This is a genomic window from Pseudomonas sp. SWRI50 (assembly GCF_014269095.1).
GTDB classification, from domain to species: Bacteria; Pseudomonadota; Gammaproteobacteria; order Pseudomonadales; family Pseudomonadaceae; genus Aquipseudomonas; species Aquipseudomonas kermanshahensis.
The window spans coordinates 64,895-81,669 of the sequence record NZ_JABWRW010000016.1; the positions used below are offsets into that span (position 1 = coordinate 64,895).

The following is a 16,775-nucleotide window of genomic DNA, read 5'->3' on the forward strand; positions in this document are numbered from 1 at the left end:
GCTCGGCCGGGTCCTCTTCCTTGAACGTTCCGAACAGGCGGTCCCAGAGAATGAACACGCCGCCGTAATTGCGATCCAAGTAAACAGGATTTTGCGCATGGTGGACGCGATGGTTGGATGGCGTGATGAAGATCCACTCAAGCCAACCGAGTTTGGCAATGTGCCGGGTATGCACCCAGAACTGGTACAGCAGGTTCAGCGACGCCACGGTGATGAACACCAGGGGCGGCACGCCGATCAGCGCCAATGGCAGGTAGAAGATCCACGAAAAGATGAAGCCGCTGCTGGTCTGGCGCAGCGCCGTGGTGAGGTTGTACTCCTCGCTCTGATGGTGCACCGAATGGGCCGCCCACAGCACGTTGCGTTCGTGCCCCAGGCGGTGCAGCCAGTAGTAGCAGAGGTCGTACAGGACGAACGCCAGCACCCACACCCACCACGCTTGCTGGGGCAAGCGCAGCAGCGCCAGATGCTCCCAGGCCAAGGCATAGGTCAGCAGCCCGACCCCTTTGGTCAACAGGCCAGTGCTGGTCGACAAGGCGCCTGTACTCAGGCTGTTGATCGCGTCGGCCAAGGTGTAATTACGCTGGCCACGCACGCGGTCAGCCACCAGTTCAACGGCGATCAATACGAAGAAGAACGGCACGGCCAGCAGTATCAGGTCCATGGTGACGACCTCAGGCGTTATCTACAAAGATTAGGCCGCGACCGCGGGAATCCCTATGGCTACATCTGCCAAACTAGAGGACATTTAGCGCCTCGACACTGGAGTAATGAGCATGACGAAAAAAGTAGCGGTGATACTTTCCGGCTGTGGCGTCTATGACGGCGCCGAAATCCACGAAAGCGTGATCACCCTGCTGCGCCTCGACCAGCGCGGGGCGCAGGTGCAGTGCTTTGCGCCGAACATCGCGCAGATGCATGTGATCAATCACCTGACCGGCGAAGAAATGCCCGAGTCGCGCAACGTGCTGGTGGAATCGGCGCGTATTGCCCGTGGCGAGGTCAAGGACATCCGCGAAGCCAATGCCGAAGACTTCGATGCACTGATTGTGCCCGGTGGTTTCGGGGCGGCGAAAAACCTCTCGAACTTTGCCGTCGAAGGCACCAACTGCAGCGTCAACCCAGACGTACTGGCCCTGGCCGAAGCCTTTGCCGATGCCTGCAAGCCGGTTGGGCTGATCTGCATCTCGCCAGCACTGGCGGCGAAGATTTACGGCCCAGGCGTGGTCTGCACCATCGGCAACGATGCCGGCACGGCTGCTGCGGTGGAGAAGATGGGTGGCAAGCATGAAGAGTGCGATGTGCACGACATCGTTGAAGACACCCAGCGCAAGCTGGTGACGACCCCGGCCTACATGGTTGCGAAGTCGATCAGCGAAGCGGCCGGTGGGATCTACAAGCTGGTAGACCGGGTGCTGGAGCTGACCCACGAGGGCGACCAATAACCCAAGCCTGCCCTGCCTTTGTAGGAGCGGCCTTGCGTCGCGAAAGGGCTGCGCAGCGGCCCCGGCAATCTATGCCTGATGCGCAGATCGTGGGGCCTTGCGCAGCACAAGGCTGCTCCTACAAAAGCCGTGGACGTCAGGTGGGCTTGGACAAGCGCGCGATAATCCGGTCCAGCGCATTGGCGAATGCCTGCTTCTCGCGCTCGCCATAAGGCGCCTGCCCTCCCCCAACCTGCCCTTGCTCGCGCAAATCGGTGAACAGGTTGCGCGTCGCCAGCCGGTCACCCATGTTGCGCTCGTCAAACTCGCGCCCGCGCGGGTCCAGCGCCGCCACGCCTTTCTTGACCAGCCGATCGGCCAACGGCACGTCGCTGCAGATCACCAATTCACCCGGCGCGGCGTTGTCGACCAAATAGTCGTCGGCCGCATCCATACCGCTGGGTACCACGATCAGCCGCACACAGGCAAAGGCCGGTTTGCTTTGCGCCTGGCCGGCCACCGTCACCACCTCGAGTTTGCGCTTGAGGGCGAACTTGACGATCAAATCCTTTGCCGCCTTGGGGCAAGCGTCGGCATCGATCCATACACGCATCCGTAAACACCTCTAAATCAGCGAGACTACGCTCATGCAGCCCATCATGCCCGAAGCGGGCTGAAAGCTGGAGTCGGCGGGTTTCACCCACACGCAAGGACGCTGGAAAAATGACGCCAACAAATCGATTTAGCGCTTATCCGACTGGTTCACTCAGGCTAAACTCGCCGCAGCCCTACTGGCCTGCCACGAGCGCGCAATGAACCACCCCCAAGAAATCCGCCCAGACCTGGACGAAGGCATCGACCGGAAAGTTCTGGCGACCTTGCGTGCGCGCTTTCTGACACTCAACCAGGGTCGCCTGCAACGTGCGATGGAGGGGCTGTCGACGCGCCAGCAACAGGTACTGACGCTGTTGCCGCTGCTGTTCCACGTCAACCACCCACTGCTGCCCGGCTATGTCTCGAGCAGTACGCCCGCCGGGGTGGCCGGTTTCGAGCCTGCCGACGACCTGGTCGCCGAAGCGCAACGGCTGGCACGCTCGTTTGCCTACAAGGCCCGCCAGGGGCAGGCAGCGCGCCCAATCCATGGCGTGTTCCTGATGGGCAGCCTGGGCTCGCTGGCCCAGGCCGAACAAAGCGACATGGACTTGTGGGTCTGCCATGCGCCAGGCCTGGGTGATGACCTGCTGAACGAGCTGCGCCGCAAATGCCAACTGCTGGAAACCTGGGCCGCCAGCCTAGGCGCCGAAGCACACTTCTTCCTCATCGACCCGCAAGGCTTTGCGCAAGGCGAGCGGGACGGCCAGCTTGGTTCCGACGACTGCGGCACCACCCAGCATTACCTGCTGCTCGACGAGTTCTACCGCACCGCCATCTGGCTGGCTGGGCGCACGCCGCTGTGGTGGCTGGTGCCGGTCTACGAAGAGCACAACTACAGTGCCTATACCCAGACCTTGCTCAGCAAGCGCTTCATCCGCAGCCAGGACGTGCTCGACCTCGGCAACCTGGCGCATATCCCCCCCGGCGAGTTCGTGGGTGCTGGGCTGTGGCAACTGTTCAAAGGCATCGACTCGCCCTACAAATCGCTGCTCAAACTGCTGCTGACCGAAGCCTACGCCAGCGAGCACCCCGCCGTGCGCTGCCTGAGCCTGGACTACAAGCATGCGGTGTTCGCCAACCAGCTCGACCTCGACGAGCTGGACCCTTACGTGATGGTCTATCGGCGCATCGAGCACTATCTGCGGCAACGCGGCGAAACGGCGCGCCTTGAGCTGGTCAGGCGCAGCCTGTACCTGAAGGTCAACAAGAAACTCAGCGGCCAGGTGCGCGCCAACGGTTGGCAGCGCCAATTGCTGCAGCGCCTGGCGGACGAATGGGGTTGGGACGAGCGCCAGCTGGCCCTGCTCGACAGCCGCAGCCAATGGAAGGTTGGCCAAGTCGCGGTCGAACGCCGCGAGCTGGTGGCTGAGCTGAACCACAGCTACCGCTTCCTCAGCCAGTTCGCCCAGACCCGCAACGCCAGCAGCCGCGCCGACCAGCGTGACCTCAATGTGCTGGGCCGGCGCCTGTACGCCGCCTTCGAGCGCCGTGCCGGCAAGACCGAGGTGATCAACCCAGGGATCGCCCCGGACCTCGCAGAAGGCACCCTCACCCTGGTCCAGGCCCCCAACCGCAAAGAGCCGGGCAGCCACCACTGGGAGCTTTACACCGGCAACCTGAGCACGCACGAGGTCACGCATTTCAGCCCGATCAAACGCTGCCGCGAGCTGCTCGAACTGCTGACCTGGGCCCATCGCAATGGCGTCATCGACAGCAGTACACGCTTCGCCGTGCACCCTGGCGCCAGTGACCTGCGCGAGCTCGAGCTGTTCAACCTGCTGGGCAGCTTGCAGCAGACCCTCGACCTGCCGCTGCCGACCGTCAGCGAAGTCCGCCTGCTGCAACCCAGTGTGGCCGACGAAATCCTGTTGCTGATCAACGTCGGCATCGACCCGCTGCGCCAGCACCGCGACCTGAACATCCTGATGACCACCGAGCGCACCGACTCGCTGAGCTACGCCGGCGTGCGCGAAAACCTGGTGCTGACGCTGGACCAGGTCACCCTCAACAGCTGGAATGAAGTGCTGGTGCAGCGCTACGACGGCGAGCACGCATTGCTGCGCTGCCTGCGCGACTACCTCAACAGCCTCGGCCAGCGCGGCCACCGCCCCCGGCTACGGGTACGCTGCTTCTGCCACAACCGCGCCCAGGCCATCGAGCAGCGGGTCGAGGAGGTTTTCGCCACGGTGCAACAGTTGCTCGACCAGGGGGCGAACTACCGCTACCTGCTGCAGGTAGCCCAGCACACCCATGTGCTGGAGCTACTGCCCGGCCAGGTAAGCCTGGCGACCCTGGCTGACCACCAGGCGCTGCTGGACTACCTGAGTGAAGAACGCAGCCGCTACAGCCCGCTGCACCTGGACGCCAATGCCCTGCAGGACCACGACCTGGCACTGGTGCTGGAGCAGGGGCGGCCCGCGTGCATCCAAGTGTTCTATCGCCTGCAAGGCGCCTGGGCCGATCTGTATGTGCTGGATGAGTACAACGCGCTGTGGCAACAGCGCCTGCCATTGCAGGATGAAGCCCATCTGCTGCTGCCACTGCAACGCTTCCTGCGTTCGGTGCTGATGCGCCGCGATACTCAACTGCCGCTGGACGCCCTGCGCCCCGCTTCGCTGGATATCCACTATGGGCAGTTGTTGCCGTCAGGCCCGGGCAGGGCGCGCAGCATCGAGCCACGGCTGGTGCCTGTCGAGGGCAGCGGCCAGCCGTACTATGAGGTTCAGGCGATTATCCAGGGCGGTGCCGCGGGCGCCGTGACGGTCACCTTGTACTGTGACCAGCAGGAGTTCTCCGAGCTGGACCATGGCGACCAGCTGTACGCCGTGGTCGCCCGGCAGATCATCGGGCAACGCCGCAGCGCCGGTCATTACCGCTGCTACATTACCGACCTGGATTTGTCCGAGCTGCTGGGTGATGAGCTGGGCGCGACCGTTTTGTACCTGCGTTATAAGCGGGAGCTGGAACAGGCGCTGAATGAGGGGCTAGAGCAGTTGCAGGCAGCGGTCGAGGGATGAACCAGTGGGGCCGCGTTGTACCCCTATTTACTGGGCATGCGCGAACATTGTGGGAGCGGCCTTGTGCCGCGATGGGCCGCAAAGCGGCCCCCAAAAGGCTCACAGGTCAAAATCACCCGCCGCTTCTGGCTGGTACTCGACTTCCAGCAGCTTCAGCTTGAGGGTCTTGCCGCCCGGCGCCGGCCAGTCGATCTGCTCACCGACCGAAAGGCCCAGCAAGGCACAACCAATCGGCGCCAGGATCGACACCTTGCCTTCCGGCCCAGCATCCTTCGGGTACACCAGGGTCAAGTGGTAGTCCTTGCCGCTGGCCTCTTCACGGCAGTGCACGCGCGAGTTCATGGTCACCACCCCGGCCGGGACGTCCTCGTGACCGACCACCTGTTCGGCGCGGTCAAGCTCGTCCTGCAGGGCGAGCACACCCGGCGTACTTTCGTCGAGGCTGTCGATCAGACGCTCGAGACGTTGTACGTCCAATCGGGTGAGGATGAGGGAAGGCTTGGTGCTCATGATCCAGTCAGACTCCTTTGAACAGGCAATTTTCGTCGGGCAAATAAAGCAAAACCCCGCCCAAGGGCGGGGTTTATGATGACTTTGGCGTCACCGACGCAGAACCTGACACTACCACAGCCGGGCAAATACTCAAGCCCGTGCGCGCAAGGCCTCGGCTTCGCGGCAGATCTGCCGGCGCCGCTCGTCGTCTGCAGACCGCCATTCGCGGATGTGCTCCACAGGGCGGTGGCAGCCGGTGCAGACACGCTGCTCATTCAGGCGGCAGACGCTGATGCACGGAGATTTCACGGCCGTGCTGACATTGCTGTAGAGCGGCTTGGGCGGCCGCGGCTGCTCACTCATCTCAGATCTCGTCGAAGTCCAGCTTCTCGCCGGCCCGCTCCCAGACGATGCGCTCCAGCATCTCGCCGAGCAGCTCTTCGCTCTTCTCGCAGATCCACTTCTTGCTCTCTTCGTCGTAGTCGAAGTGGAAGCCACCCGACTTGTCCGCCAGCCACAACTGGCGCAGGGGCTCCTGGCGGCTGAAGATCAACTGGCTGCCGTTGTCGAACTTGATGGTCAGGACACCGGCGGAGTTCTCCATGTCCAGGTCCATGCCGCTCTCGTCGAACAGGTCTTCCAGGGCCTGTTGGGTCGCGTCGACCAGATCATGGAAACGCGCTTCGCTCAAACTCATTGCAGGAACCTCGAAATTGGCTGCGTTACAGGCAAGCCGGGCAAGATACGGGCGCTTGCCGCCGAATGCAAAGATTAGCCATTGCAGGCGGCAAGAATAGCCCGCCCGGCGGACCGGCTCTTGCATAGGCAATCCGCCGGTCGCTCGGTATACTCGGGCGCAATACTGCATATTTCAAAGGATTTCACCCATGAAGCGCCTGATTTCCTCGCTCGCGGCGCTGGTCGCGGTTGCCTGCCTCGTTTCGGCCTGCGGTCAGAAGGGCCCCCTGTACCTGCCGGAAGACGGCAAGGACGGCAAGGGCAGCCAGAAGTCGCATCAGCACAAGCACGCTCCGGCGGTACAGCCGCAAGAAGAGCAGCCTATCCAGCCCGAGCAAACGCCAGAGCAGTAAGGAAATCAGATGAACGCTTTCAATTACCGCGACGGTGAACTGTTCGCGGAAGGTGTGGCCCTGTCGGCCATCGCCGAACGTTTCGGCACCCCGACCTACGTGTACTCGCGTGCCCACATCGAAGCCCAGTACCGCAGCTATACCGACGCGCTGCAAGGCGTCGAACACCTGGTGTGCTTTGCAGTCAAGGCCAACTCCAACCTCGGTGTGCTGAACGTGCTGGCCCGTATGGGCGCAGGCTTCGACATCGTTTCCGGCGGTGAGCTGGAGCGCGTACTGGCCGCTGGCGGCCGCGCTGATCGTGTGGTGTTCTCCGGTGTCGGCAAGACCCGCGAAGACATGCGCCGCGCGCTGGAAGTCGGCGTGCACTGCTTCAACGTCGAATCCACCGACGAGCTTGAGCGCCTGCAAGTGGTGGCCGCCGAGATGGGCAAGGTTGCCCCGGTCTCGCTGCGGGTCAACCCGGACGTCGACGCCGGCACCCACCCGTACATCTCCACCGGCCTCAAAGAAAACAAATTCGGCATCGCCATCGCCGACGCCGAAGCCATCTACGTGCGTGCCGCCCAACTGCCAAACCTGGACGTGGTCGGTGTCGACTGCCACATCGGTTCGCAGTTGACCACCGTCGAGCCGTTCCTCGATGCCCTCGACCGCCTGCTGGACCTGGTCGACCGCCTGGCCGACTGCGGCATCCACCTGCGCCACCTCGACCTGGGTGGCGGCGTTGGCGTGCGCTACCGCGATGAAGAGCCGCCTTTGGTGGCCGACTACATCAAGGCCATCCGCGCGCGCGTCGGCGACCGCGACCTGGCCCTGGTCTTCGAGCCGGGCCGCTACATCGTGGCCAACGCCGGTGTTCTGCTGACCCGCGTCGAGTACCTCAAGCACACCGAACACAAAGACTTCGCCATCATCGATGCGGCGATGAACGACCTGATCCGGCCGGCCCTGTACCAGGCCTGGATGGGCGTCAGCGCGGTCACCCCACGCGAAGGCCAAGGCCGCGCCTACGACCTGGTCGGGCCGATCTGCGAAACCGGCGACTTCATTGCCAAGGAGCGCGAGCTGAACCTGGCCGAAGGCGATCTGCTGGCTGTGCAGTCTGCCGGCGCCTATGGTTTTGTCATGAGCTCGAACTACAACACCCGTGGCCGTTGCGCCGAAATCCTGGTCGACGGTGACCAGGCGTTCGAAGTACGCCGCCGCGAAACCGTCGCCGAACTGTATGCTGGCGAAAGCCTGCTGCCGGAGTGAGCCCATGCTGCTGCGTTTCACCAAGATGCATGGGCTGGGCAATGACTTCATGGTCCTCGACCTGGTCAGCCAACACGCACACATCCAGCCCAAGCATGCCAAGCAATGGGGCGACCGCCACACCGGCATCGGCTTCGACCAGCTGCTGATCGTCGAGGCACCGAACAATCCAGAAGTGGACTTCCGCTACCGGATCTTCAATGCCGACGGCTCCGAAGTCGAACAGTGCGGCAACGGTGCGCGCTGCTTTGCCCGCTTCGTGCTGGACAAGCGCCTGACCGCGAAAAAGCGCATCCGCGTCGAAACCAAGAGCGGCATCATCGAGCTGGACGTGCAGAACGACGGCCAGGTGAGTGTCGACATGGGCCCGCCGCGCCTGGTGCCGGCCGAAATCCCCTTCGTCGCCGACGAGCAGGCACTGAGTTACCCACTGGAAGTCGACGGCGAGGTTCACGCCATTGCCGCTGTGTCCATGGGCAACCCACATGCCGTGTTGCGCGTCGATGACGTGCATACCGCGCCTGTACATGCCCTGGGCCCGAAGATCGAAAACCATCCGCGCTTCCCGCAGCGGGTCAACGCTGGCTTCATCCAGGTCATCGACCGTCACCGTGCCAACCTGCGGGTCTGGGAACGCGGTGCCGGCGAGACCCAGGCCTGCGGCACCGGCGCTTGCGCTGCGGCCGTGGCGGCTATCAGCCAAGGCTGGATGGACTCACCGGTAACCCTCGACCTGCCGGGTGGCCGCCTGCACATCGAATGGGCCGGCCCCGGCAAGCCCGTGTTGATGACCGGCCCGGCCGTACGCGTCTACGAAGGACAGGTTCGTCTCTAAGCGAGTAACCGCCATGACCGATCAGCCCAAGGTTGTACCCCAGCAGTCCACCGAGCTTGATGCCGAGGCGGTGGTCGCGTACCTGCGCGCCCACCCGACCTTCTTCGCCGAGCACGACGAACTGCTGGTCGAGCAGCGCATCCCCCACCAGCGTGGCGACAGCGTGTCGCTGGTGGAGCGCCAGCTCAAGCTGCTGCGCGACCGCAACATCGAGATGCGCCATCGCCTGTCGCAACTGATGGACGTGGCGCGAGACAACGACCGGCTGTTCGACAAGACCCGCCGGCTGATCCTCGACCTGCTCGATGCAGGCAGCCTGGAAGAAGTGGTGATGGCGGTCGAAGACAGCCTGCGCCAGGAGTTTCAGGTGCCCTTCGTCAGCCTGATCCTGTTCGGCGATAACGTCGCGCCAGTGGGCCGCTGGGTCAGCAACGCCGAGGCGCACCAAGCCATCGGCGGCCTGCTGGGGGGCGGCAAAACGGTCAGCGGCAACCTGCGCGACCATGAGCTGGCGTTCCTGTTCGGTGAAGATCAGCGCCTCGAAGTCGGCTCCAGCGCCGTTGCCGCCCTCGAATACCAAGGGCTGCACGGCGTGCTGGCGATTGGCAGCCGCGACCCGCAACACTACAAGAGCAGCGTCGGCACCCTGTTCCTCGGCTACATTGCCGAGGTGCTGGGCCGTGTCGTGCCGCGCGTTACCCAGACCCTGCGTCCGGTGCGCTGATGGAACGCCAGCTGGAGGCTTATTGCGCACACCTGCGCAATGAGCGCCAGGTGTCCGAGCACACCCTGCTGGCTTACCGCCGTGACCTCGACAAGGTCATTGCCTACTGCAACGATCAGGGCATCGCCGGCTGGCAAGCGCTGCAAATCCAGCAGCTACGCCAGTTGATCGCCCGCCAGCACCACCAAGGCCAATCCTCGCGCAGCCTGGCGCGCCTGCTGTCGGCCGTGCGCGGCTTGTACCGATACCTGAACCGTGAAGGGCTGTGCCAGCACGACCCGGCCAGCGGCCTGTCTGCGCCCAAGGGCGAGCGCCGCCTGCCCAAGACGCTGGATACCGACCGCGCCCTGCAACTGCTCGACGGCGGCGTCGACGACGACTTCATTGCCCGACGTGACCAGGCCATACTCGAACTGTTCTATTCGTCAGGCCTGCGCCTGTCCGAACTGGCTGGCCTCGACCTCGAATACCTCGACCTTGCCGGCGGGCTGGTGCAGGTGCTGGGCAAGGGTGGCAAGGCGCGCGTACTGCCTGTCGGCCGTAAAGCCCGCGAGGCCCTGCAGGCGTGGTTGCGCCTGCGCGGCATCGGCGGCCCACGCGACAGCGCCGTGTTCATCACGCGCCAAGGCAATCGCTTGAGCCCACGGGCTATCCAGATGCGGGTCAAGGTCGCCGGCGAGCGTGAGCTGGGCCAGCACCTGCACCCGCACATGCTTCGCCATTCTTTCGCCAGCCATCTGCTGGAATCGTCCCAGGACCTGCGTGCGGTGCAAGAGATGCTCGGCCATGCCGACATCAGCACCACGCAAATCTACACCCACCTGGACTTCCAGCACCTGGCCGCGGTGTACGACAGCGCCCACCCCCGGGCCAAACGCAGCAAAGGCACAGACTCATGAGCATCAAGCTGATCACCTTCGACCTCGATGACACCCTGTGGGACACCGCGCCGGTGATTGCCAGCGCTGAAGTGGTCCTGCGCGACTGGCTCGAAGCCAACGCGCCGATCCTCGGCGGCGTGCCGGTCGAACACCTGTTCGCCATTCGCGAGCGCCTGGTGCAGGCCGAGCCCGGCCTCAAGCACCGTATCAGCGCCCTGCGCCGGCGGGTGCTGTTCCATGCCCTGGAAGAGGTCGGCTACAGCGAAAAGCACGCGCAGGCGCTGGCCAACGAAGGCTTTGAAGTGTTCCTGCATGCACGCCACCAGGTGGAAATTTTCCCTGAGGTGCAGCCGGTGCTGGAAATCCTGCGCCACCAGTACACCCTGGGGGTGGTCACCAACGGCAACGCCGATGTGAGCCGCCTGGGCTTGGCGGACTACTTCCGCTTTGCCTTGTGCGCCGAGGACCTGGGCATCGGCAAACCGGACCCGGCACCGTTTCTGGAGGCGCTGAAACGTGGCGAGGTCGAGGCCAGCGCGGCGGTGCATGTGGGTGACCACCCCGGCGATGACATTGCCGGCGCCCAACGGGCCGGGCTGCGGGCCGTGTGGTTCAACCCACAAGGCAAGGCCTGGGTCGGTGAGCGGGCACCCGATGCCGAGATCCAGCGGCTTTCGCAACTGCCTGAGGTAATGGCGCGCTGGCGCTGACAGGGGCCGCTTCGCGGCCCATCGCCGGCAAGCCAGCTCCCACAGGTATGCGCTGCGCCTAAGGTAGCTTTATCCTGGGGGAGCTGGCTTGCCGGCGATAGGGCTCCTAAACCCAACACGCACAAAAAAGCCCGCAGCGACGGCGGGCTTTTTTGTGGGCGACCACTCAGATAGGGCGGCTGCCGTATTTGTTGTCCGGCTTCTTGGGCGGATCGGCGACCACGTTGGCCTCCACTTCCTGCACCTTGCCACCGCGCGAAAGGAACTCTTCCATCGCTTTGGCCAGCGCATCGCGCTCCTTCTGCTTGGCTTCCATGCTCGGCATCTCGTCTACCGAGACAGCGGCCTTGGACTTGCCTTTGGCAGTGGGCGCAGGGCTATCGTCTTCGCCAGCGTCTTCCGCAACGTCGTCAGCCGCTGCTTCGAGACCCTCATCAGCCTCATCATCGTCGCCTACTTCGAGGTCGTCGTTTTCCAGATCATCGTCGCTCATGTTCTACCTCATGACTTGCGAAAAGCAGGTTGGTTATAGACCAGTGCAGCCGTAGACCGGCAGCCACCAGTGAAAATTCAACTGGCCGTGGGTTGGCCACTGCCTTGGGCATCCACCTCCTGATGGGAGGGTCGTACCCTGCAGGCCCTGCTCCTGGCAGGACCTGACGAAATCCTTGAGCCACCTGCTGGCCACGCGCTAATGGCAAGCCTAGCAAAGGCTGGGGAAGCGTGCGGACTGCATGTCAAACACCCTTCGGCGCGCATTCTAGCGCGCCCGTGGAAAAAGCAAAGCTCCATAAACGCTCGGCATCTTGTAAGTTTTCTGCCTACGTCGCGAACGTGACGGATAAACCGTTTGCCGTGCGGGAAATGGCAAAAATCAGACGAAAAAATGCCCGGCGAACCGGGCAAGTTTTTACCGCGTCGCAGTTACAGGTTGTAGCCGCGTTCGTTGTGCTGAGCCAGGTCGAGGCCGACCGACTCTTCTTCTTCGTTGACCCGCAGGCCCATCACCAGGTCCAGCACCTTGAGGATCACGTAGGTGACGATGGCGGTGTAGACCACGGTGAAAATCACGCCTTTGGCCTGGATCCAGACCTGCATGCCGATATCGGTGACCGTGCCGAAGCCGCCCAGGGCCGGTGCGGCGAACACACCGGTAAGGATAGCGCCGACGATACCGCCGATACCGTGTACGCCGAAGGCATCCAGCGAATCGTCATAGCCCAGCTTGCGCTTCAAGCTAGTGGCGCAGAAGTAGCAGATCACACCCGAAGCCAGGCCGATCACCAGGGCGCCCATCGGGCCCACGGTGCCTGCGGCAGGCGTGATTGCGACCAGGCCGGCGACCACACCCGAGGCGATGCCCAGGGCACTCGGCTTGCCGTGGCCAAGCCACTCGGCAAACATCCAGCCCAAGGCCGCAGCGGCGGTGGCGATCTGGGTCACCAGCATGGCCATGCCAGCCGTGCCGTTGGCGGCGGCGGCAGAACCTGCGTTGAAGCCGAACCAGCCGATCCACAGCATCGCTGCGCCCATCAGGGTGTAGCCCAGGTTGTGCGGGGCCATCGGCGTGGTCGGGTAGCCTTTGCGCTTGCCCAGCACCAGGCAGCACACCAGGCCAGCGATACCTGCGTTGATGTGCACCACGGTGCCGCCGGCGAAGTCCAGCACGCCCCAGTCCCACATCAGCGCGCCATCACCGCTCCACACCATGTGCGCGATCGGTGCGTACACCAGGGTGAACCAGATGCCCATGAATACCAGCATCGCGGAGAACTTCATGCGTTCGGCGAAGGCACCGACGATCAGCGCCGGCGTGATGATGGCGAAGGTCATCTGGAAGGTGATGAATACCGCCTCAGGGAACAACGCGGTGGCCGAAGTCAGGCTGTCGGGCGTGACGCCGCTGAGAAACGCCTTGGAGAAGCCACCGACGAAGGAATTGAAGTTGAGCACGCCCTTTTCCATACCACTGGTATCGAAGGCCATGCTGTAGCCGTAGACGACCCAGAGAATGCTCATCAGACCGGTGATCGCGAAGCACTGCATCATCACCGAAAGCACGTTCTTGGAACGCACCATGCCGCCATAGAACAGGGCCAGGCCCGGGATGGTCATGAACAGCACCAGCGCCGTAGCGGTCAACATCCAGGCGGTGTCGCCGGAGTTCAGCGCTGGGGCAGCTTCCTCTGCCAGGGCGAGCCCGGGCATTACGAGGGACAATAGGGCTCCTAGCCCTGCGATCTTACGCAGAGTCATGTTGTTTTCTCCTGGGGCGTTGGGTTTGGTGAGGCTTTTTTTGTTACTTAGATCGCGTCGGTATCGGTTTCGCCGGTACGGATGCGGATCGCCTGCTCCAGATTCACCACGAAGATCTTGCCGTCACCGATCTTGCCGGTGTTGGCTGCCTTGGTGATGGCTTCGATTACCCGATCAAGGTCCTTGTCGTCGATGGCGACGTCGATCTTCACCTTGGGCAGGAAGTCGACCACGTATTCAGCACCGCGATACAACTCGGTGTGGCCCTTCTGCCGACCGAAGCCTTTGACTTCAGTGACGGTGATGCCCTGCACGCCGATTTCCGACAGTGACTCGCGCACGTCGTCCAGCTTGAACGGCTTGATGATGGCTGTGACTAGCTTCATGAAACTCTCTCCCGATTTGGTGGACTTGCCCCAGGAAAACAAACCCGTCTCAAGTCTAAGCGCAGCGGTTGGCTTTGTAACGCGTCGTCGGCATCCGGCTCCGCGTGCGCACTGCCTGGTCACAAGGAACTGCATCAGTGCATGGCTCGTACAGGTCATTGCAGAAACCTTGCCAGTTCCACTAAAACGCCGGAAAACAGCGAGTTGCACGAAATAGTCGGGATTGGCCAGTCGCCAGCATTGAAAAGATGCACGATTTCGGTGCGCGCCGGCTTGGCCCACTGCGCGAAAAATGTGCAGTGCACACTGCTTGCTCACTGGCCAAACCGCGTTTTGCTGCGTGTTACACTGCGGGTCATTTTTCAGTTTCAGTGGACAGCCGAACATGCTCGCGCCCAAAGCCCTTCTCGATGCCCTGAGCGACCAGGCCTCACGCCTGTTCAGCAGCGATACCGCCCAGCCCCGCGCCGAACTGGAAAGCCAGTTCAAAGTGCTGATGCAGGGTGCCTTCAGCAAGCTGGACCTGGTCAGCCGCGACGAATTCGACAGCCAGATGGTCGTGCTGGCCCGTACCCGCGCCCGCCTGGAGGCCCTGGAGAAGCAGGTCGCTGAGCTGGAAGCGCGGATGGCGCCGCCCAGCGAATAAGGCTCAGGCGGAGGCCTGCAATCGATCCTCGCGCCGATTACCTGGTTTCGGCGGTAACTCGCTGGCGTGCAGTGTGCCGCGGAACAGCGTCGCGCCGCACAAGGTGAACAGCGTCTTCACCCGGTTGTGCGAGTTGAGTATCTCGGCCTGGATATGTTCGATGTCGTTATCAGCCGGCTGCAATGCGACCGCACGGTTGATCCACTCGATGGCGGCGAAGCGGCTTTGCTTGCGCGTGCCCTGCCCTTGCATCCAGGCCAGCCCTAGTTCAGCACTGGCGCGAGCGGCAATACCGGCGTCCGGGTGTTCGACCAGCGCCTGCAAGTAGTCGACGGCTTCGGCCTGTTCCTGCGGTTCGCCGAACTGACGCAGCAGAATACCCAGCTGCAGACGCGCACTGGCAGCGGTCTGCAAATCGCCCAACGCATCGTTCAACAATCGCCTGACGGCCAGCATGGCACTGCGCTCATTCAAGGCTTCTGCGCTTTGCATGCGACGGCAGGCCAATGTGTACTTCGCCTGCTTGCAACCGGTCTCTACCGCGCGCAACAACCAATAGTCGGCAGCACTCGCGTCCAGGTACTGCGCGGGGGTGTTGGGCAGCGCGCCTCGGTGCAGGTCATGAAGGCTAAGGGCAGCCTCTGGCAGGCTCAGCTCGGCACAGCGTTCATAAAGGTAGAACGCTGCCTCGTGCTGGTTGGCAGCCCAGAGCAGGCGTGGCACTTCAAGCACGTCCAAACCCGGCCCTTGGCGGCCACATTGGCGCTTTACTGCAGCCAGTGACCACACACGTGCCTGCTCGTACGAGCACTGAAAACCCCACAGCCCAAACGCATGCCCAACCGCCCGCAACGCACAGGCGGCGGGGTGCGAGCGGCTCGCGCAGAGCTGCTCGATAGTGATACGAAAGGCCTGCTGGTCATCCTTCACTGCGTGGAACAGCATGACGCAGACAAAACTACGGAAGGGCTGGCCGATGCCCGGGACGAACCCAAGGTCAGGGTAAAGATTTACACTGACGGCAAAATCGCGCAGGGCGCCGGCGTAATCCTGCTGAGCACAACCACGCAAAGCACCACGCCAGGCCAGCAAGGTGGCACGCTCCCTGGGCCTGAGTGCTCGCAGCGACCATGCCTTGAAGACCTGCAGCCACACAGCGATCGACTGTGACTGGCCGGCATGCGGCAGTTCGAGCTGGTCCTCGATAGCCAGCCAGCGCAGTGCATTACGCTGTTCCTCGGGCCAACGCTCACACAGCGGCCCAATGGCCAGGGCGTCGATCGCGGCGTCACTGCCTCCCCAGCAGGGCAACAGGTAGGTTGCATAAGCCTGAATCGCTTCGAAACAGCCGGGGAATGCGCCAAGTGCTTGATGCAGCCAATAGTGCTGGACGTTTTCTCGCCCCTGCTCGGCCCGCTCGCACAGGCACGCCGGTAAGGCCTGAGGCAGTTCGGCCAGAGGTAGCAGGCCGTATTTCACCAGCAGCGGCGCTGCAGCCTCTTGCACCTCCACGTCGGCCTGAGCACAGGGGCTGAAGCGCACCGGCTGGCCGTCGAACAGGCCCAGCAACCAGCCTGGCTCCGCGAAATGCGCGCTGATCTTCAGCATGCCGATCGCCGCTGCCACGGGTTGGTTTGAGCGCCCCATGGCACGCAGCAGGTGCGCCACGCCAATCTCGCAAACCTGTTCCGCCGCCAGCCGACGCTCGGCGCTGATGGGCTCGGTGTTGGCAGACTCGCGGATATGGCAGGCCCGGCTGAAACAATGAAAGCCCATCACCACCTGAGGGTGATAGGCCTTGGGGCAGGCATCGATCCAGGCCTTGAGGATCTGCGTCAGGGCCTTGTCACCCTGGCTGTCCCAATCGACCAGCATGTATCCTTCGACGGCCTCCAGGTAGGCCGGGAACTCGCCGGGCGGCGACTGCCGCCAGCGCACTTCGAGGATGTCGAAGAAGCGGTTGAGTTCAACGAATGCACTGGCCTGCACCAGTTCACGGATTGCCTGGCGAGTGCGAGTGAGCGTTTGCACGGGGCAATACCTCAAGTCCATTTGTAGGAAGTTGTGTTGCCATCCCATGGCAATCACAGTAGCCCTTCAACACTAAGCCATACCCTGGATCTGCGCAAAAATAATTGGATCCATTTGTGTCGAATTCTAAGAAAACCCAGGGGAAATACCTGACCTGAAAAACCAGGACGCACACTTATTGCGCTGATCCTGGCTGCCGCCGCTAAGCTTGCCCAAGCCTCGCCCAGCTCAGCCTGCAGCCACCGACGGACAGCTGCATCACAGCGCCCAAATCATCTAGCGTTTCGTTTATTTCGACTATTGCCTGTTTCGTTTGTTTCGAATATAAATCGGATACCTGTCGTATCAGCCGCCGGGGATTCCTATTAGCT

At 62.9% G+C, this 16,775-nt stretch carries 17 protein-coding genes and 1 pseudogene; 9 read left to right on the plus strand and 9 right to left on the minus strand.

Translation table 11 applies throughout. The features are described from left to right. Positions 1-37 precede the first annotated feature (37 nt). Positions 38-664: pseudogene (locus HU750_RS27205) on the minus strand (sterol desaturase family protein); the annotation flags it as partial. Positions 665-776: 112 nt separating this feature from the next. On the opposite strand from HU750_RS27205, the gene elbB reads away from it, so the two are divergent. Further along, complete coding sequence (gene elbB, locus HU750_RS17530) at positions 777-1,445, plus strand: isoprenoid biosynthesis glyoxalase ElbB (protein ID WP_027592215.1); 669 nt, start codon at positions 777-779, stop codon at positions 1,443-1,445. Positions 1,446-1,581: 136 nt separating this feature from the next. Here elbB and HU750_RS17535 read toward each other — a convergent pair whose 3' ends face one another. Further along, complete coding sequence (locus HU750_RS17535; protein ID WP_186681437.1) at positions 1,582-2,037, minus strand: YaiI/YqxD family protein; 456 nt, start codon at positions 2,035-2,037, stop codon at positions 1,582-1,584. A gap of 199 nt (positions 2,038-2,236) precedes the next feature. Here HU750_RS17535 and HU750_RS17540 point away from each other — a divergent pair, with 199 nt between their 5' ends. Beyond that, on the plus strand, positions 2,237-5,095 hold the full coding sequence (locus HU750_RS17540; protein ID WP_186681439.1) for a class I adenylate cyclase: 2,859 nt from the start codon (positions 2,237-2,239) through the stop codon (positions 5,093-5,095). Between the two features lie 99 nt (positions 5,096-5,194). Here the strand turns inward: HU750_RS17540 and rnk are convergent, their stop codons facing one another. The 3 genes from rnk to cyaY all read right to left on the minus strand — a co-directional run bounded on the left by rnk (position 5,195) and on the right by cyaY (position 6,284). Then, entirely contained in the window at positions 5,195-5,605 is a 411-nt protein-coding gene (gene rnk, locus HU750_RS17545) for a nucleoside diphosphate kinase regulator (protein ID WP_027592212.1), read from the minus strand. A 132-nt stretch (positions 5,606-5,737) separates the two neighbouring features. Beyond that, positions 5,738-5,950 carry a DUF1289 domain-containing protein gene (locus tag HU750_RS17550; RefSeq protein ID WP_186681441.1) on the minus strand — a complete coding sequence of 71 codons (213 nt, stop codon included), beginning with the start codon at positions 5,948-5,950 and terminating at the stop codon, positions 5,738-5,740. Position 5,951: 1 nt separating this feature from the next. Then, positions 5,952-6,284: an iron donor protein CyaY gene (cyaY, locus tag HU750_RS17555; RefSeq protein WP_027592210.1), complete on the minus strand. Its 333-nt coding sequence runs from the start codon at positions 6,282-6,284 to the stop codon at positions 5,952-5,954. 190 nt (positions 6,285-6,474) lie between these two features. On the opposite strand from cyaY, the gene lptM reads away from it, so the two are divergent. The 6 genes from lptM to HU750_RS17585 are packed head-to-tail and all read left to right on the plus strand — an operon-like array spanning position 6,475 to position 11,085. Further along, complete coding sequence (lptM, locus tag HU750_RS17560; RefSeq protein WP_033693895.1) at positions 6,475-6,678, plus strand: LPS translocon maturation chaperone LptM; 204 nt, start codon at positions 6,475-6,477, stop codon at positions 6,676-6,678. A 9-nt stretch (positions 6,679-6,687) separates the two neighbouring features. Then, positions 6,688-7,935, plus strand: coding sequence for a diaminopimelate decarboxylase (lysA, locus tag HU750_RS17565; protein WP_027592209.1), 1,248 nt, complete (start codon positions 6,688-6,690; stop codon positions 7,933-7,935). A 4-nt stretch (positions 7,936-7,939) separates the two neighbouring features. Then, on the plus strand, positions 7,940-8,770 hold the full coding sequence (gene dapF, locus HU750_RS17570) for a diaminopimelate epimerase (protein WP_027592208.1): 831 nt from the start codon (positions 7,940-7,942) through the stop codon (positions 8,768-8,770). A 13-nt stretch (positions 8,771-8,783) separates the two neighbouring features. Further along, a complete protein-coding gene (locus HU750_RS17575; RefSeq protein ID WP_099430767.1) occupies positions 8,784-9,494 on the plus strand; it encodes a DUF484 family protein in 711 nt (236 codons plus the stop codon). Then, complete coding sequence (gene xerC, locus HU750_RS17580; RefSeq protein WP_027592206.1) at positions 9,494-10,393, plus strand: tyrosine recombinase XerC; 900 nt, start codon at positions 9,494-9,496, stop codon at positions 10,391-10,393. The genes HU750_RS17575 and xerC overlap by 1 nt, the downstream gene beginning before the upstream one ends. Next, positions 10,390-11,085 (plus strand): HAD family hydrolase, encoded by a 696-nt coding sequence (locus HU750_RS17585; protein ID WP_186681443.1) that lies wholly within the window; start codon positions 10,390-10,392, stop codon positions 11,083-11,085. The genes xerC and HU750_RS17585 overlap by 4 nt, the downstream gene beginning before the upstream one ends. A 166-nt stretch (positions 11,086-11,251) precedes the next feature. On the opposite strand, the gene sutA is transcribed toward HU750_RS17585, so the two are convergent. From sutA to glnK, 3 genes are all read right to left on the minus strand, one after another. Beyond that, positions 11,252-11,578 carry a dormancy-specific transcriptional regulator SutA gene (gene sutA / locus HU750_RS17590; RefSeq protein WP_027592204.1) on the minus strand — a complete coding sequence of 109 codons (327 nt, stop codon included), beginning with the start codon at positions 11,576-11,578 and terminating at the stop codon, positions 11,252-11,254. A gap of 431 nt (positions 11,579-12,009) precedes the next feature. Then, positions 12,010-13,341, minus strand: coding sequence for an ammonium transporter (locus HU750_RS17595; protein ID WP_027592203.1), 1,332 nt, complete (start codon positions 13,339-13,341; stop codon positions 12,010-12,012). A 47-nt stretch (positions 13,342-13,388) separates the two neighbouring features. After that, the gene (glnK, locus tag HU750_RS17600; protein WP_002555808.1) at positions 13,389-13,727 is read right to left on the minus strand and encodes a P-II family nitrogen regulator; all 339 of its coding nucleotides are present in this window, start codon (positions 13,725-13,727) and stop codon (positions 13,389-13,391) included. Positions 13,728-14,112: 385 nt separating this feature from the next. On the opposite strand from glnK, the gene HU750_RS17605 reads away from it, so the two are divergent. Next, the gene (locus HU750_RS17605) at positions 14,113-14,373 is read left to right on the plus strand and encodes an accessory factor UbiK family protein (RefSeq protein ID WP_085272187.1); all 261 of its coding nucleotides are present in this window, start codon (positions 14,113-14,115) and stop codon (positions 14,371-14,373) included. A 3-nt stretch (positions 14,374-14,376) separates the two neighbouring features. Here HU750_RS17605 and HU750_RS17610 read toward each other — a convergent pair whose 3' ends face one another. Further along, the gene (locus HU750_RS17610) at positions 14,377-16,404 is read right to left on the minus strand and encodes a DUF4034 domain-containing protein (RefSeq protein ID WP_186681445.1); all 2,028 of its coding nucleotides are present in this window, start codon (positions 16,402-16,404) and stop codon (positions 14,377-14,379) included. Between the last annotated feature and the right edge of the window lie 371 nt (positions 16,405-16,775).

Excerpts from the sequence above, each read along its gene's own strand:
- HU750_RS17605 (WP_085272187.1), top strand. The coding sequence starts at position 14,113 with ATGCTCGCGCCCAAAGCCCTTCTCGATGCCCTGAGCGACCAGGCCTCA.
- xerC (WP_027592206.1), top strand. The coding sequence starts at position 9,494 with ATGGAACGCCAGCTGGAGGCTTATTGCGCACACCTGCGCAATGAGCGC.
- sutA (WP_027592204.1), bottom strand. The coding sequence starts at position 11,578 with ATGAGCGACGATGATCTGGAAAACGACGACCTCGAAGTAGGCGACGAT.
- rnk (WP_027592212.1), bottom strand. The coding sequence starts at position 5,605 with ATGAGCACCAAGCCTTCCCTCATCCTCACCCGATTGGACGTACAACGT.
- dapF (WP_027592208.1), top strand. The coding sequence starts at position 7,940 with ATGCTGCTGCGTTTCACCAAGATGCATGGGCTGGGCAATGACTTCATG.
- glnK (WP_002555808.1), bottom strand. The coding sequence starts at position 13,727 with ATGAAGCTAGTCACAGCCATCATCAAGCCGTTCAAGCTGGACGACGTG.
- cyaY (WP_027592210.1), bottom strand. The coding sequence starts at position 6,284 with ATGAGTTTGAGCGAAGCGCGTTTCCATGATCTGGTCGACGCGACCCAA.
- HU750_RS17550 (WP_186681441.1), bottom strand. The coding sequence starts at position 5,950 with ATGAGTGAGCAGCCGCGGCCGCCCAAGCCGCTCTACAGCAATGTCAGC.
- HU750_RS17540 (WP_186681439.1), top strand. The coding sequence starts at position 2,237 with ATGAACCACCCCCAAGAAATCCGCCCAGACCTGGACGAAGGCATCGAC.
- HU750_RS17585 (WP_186681443.1), top strand. The coding sequence starts at position 10,390 with ATGAGCATCAAGCTGATCACCTTCGACCTCGATGACACCCTGTGGGAC.
- HU750_RS17575 (WP_099430767.1), top strand. The coding sequence starts at position 8,784 with ATGACCGATCAGCCCAAGGTTGTACCCCAGCAGTCCACCGAGCTTGAT.
- HU750_RS17595 (WP_027592203.1), bottom strand. The coding sequence starts at position 13,341 with ATGACTCTGCGTAAGATCGCAGGGCTAGGAGCCCTATTGTCCCTCGTA.
- lysA (WP_027592209.1), top strand. The coding sequence starts at position 6,688 with ATGAACGCTTTCAATTACCGCGACGGTGAACTGTTCGCGGAAGGTGTG.
- lptM (WP_033693895.1), top strand. The coding sequence starts at position 6,475 with ATGAAGCGCCTGATTTCCTCGCTCGCGGCGCTGGTCGCGGTTGCCTGC.
- elbB (WP_027592215.1), top strand. The coding sequence starts at position 777 with ATGACGAAAAAAGTAGCGGTGATACTTTCCGGCTGTGGCGTCTATGAC.
- HU750_RS17535 (WP_186681437.1), bottom strand. The coding sequence starts at position 2,037 with ATGCGTGTATGGATCGATGCCGACGCTTGCCCCAAGGCGGCAAAGGAT.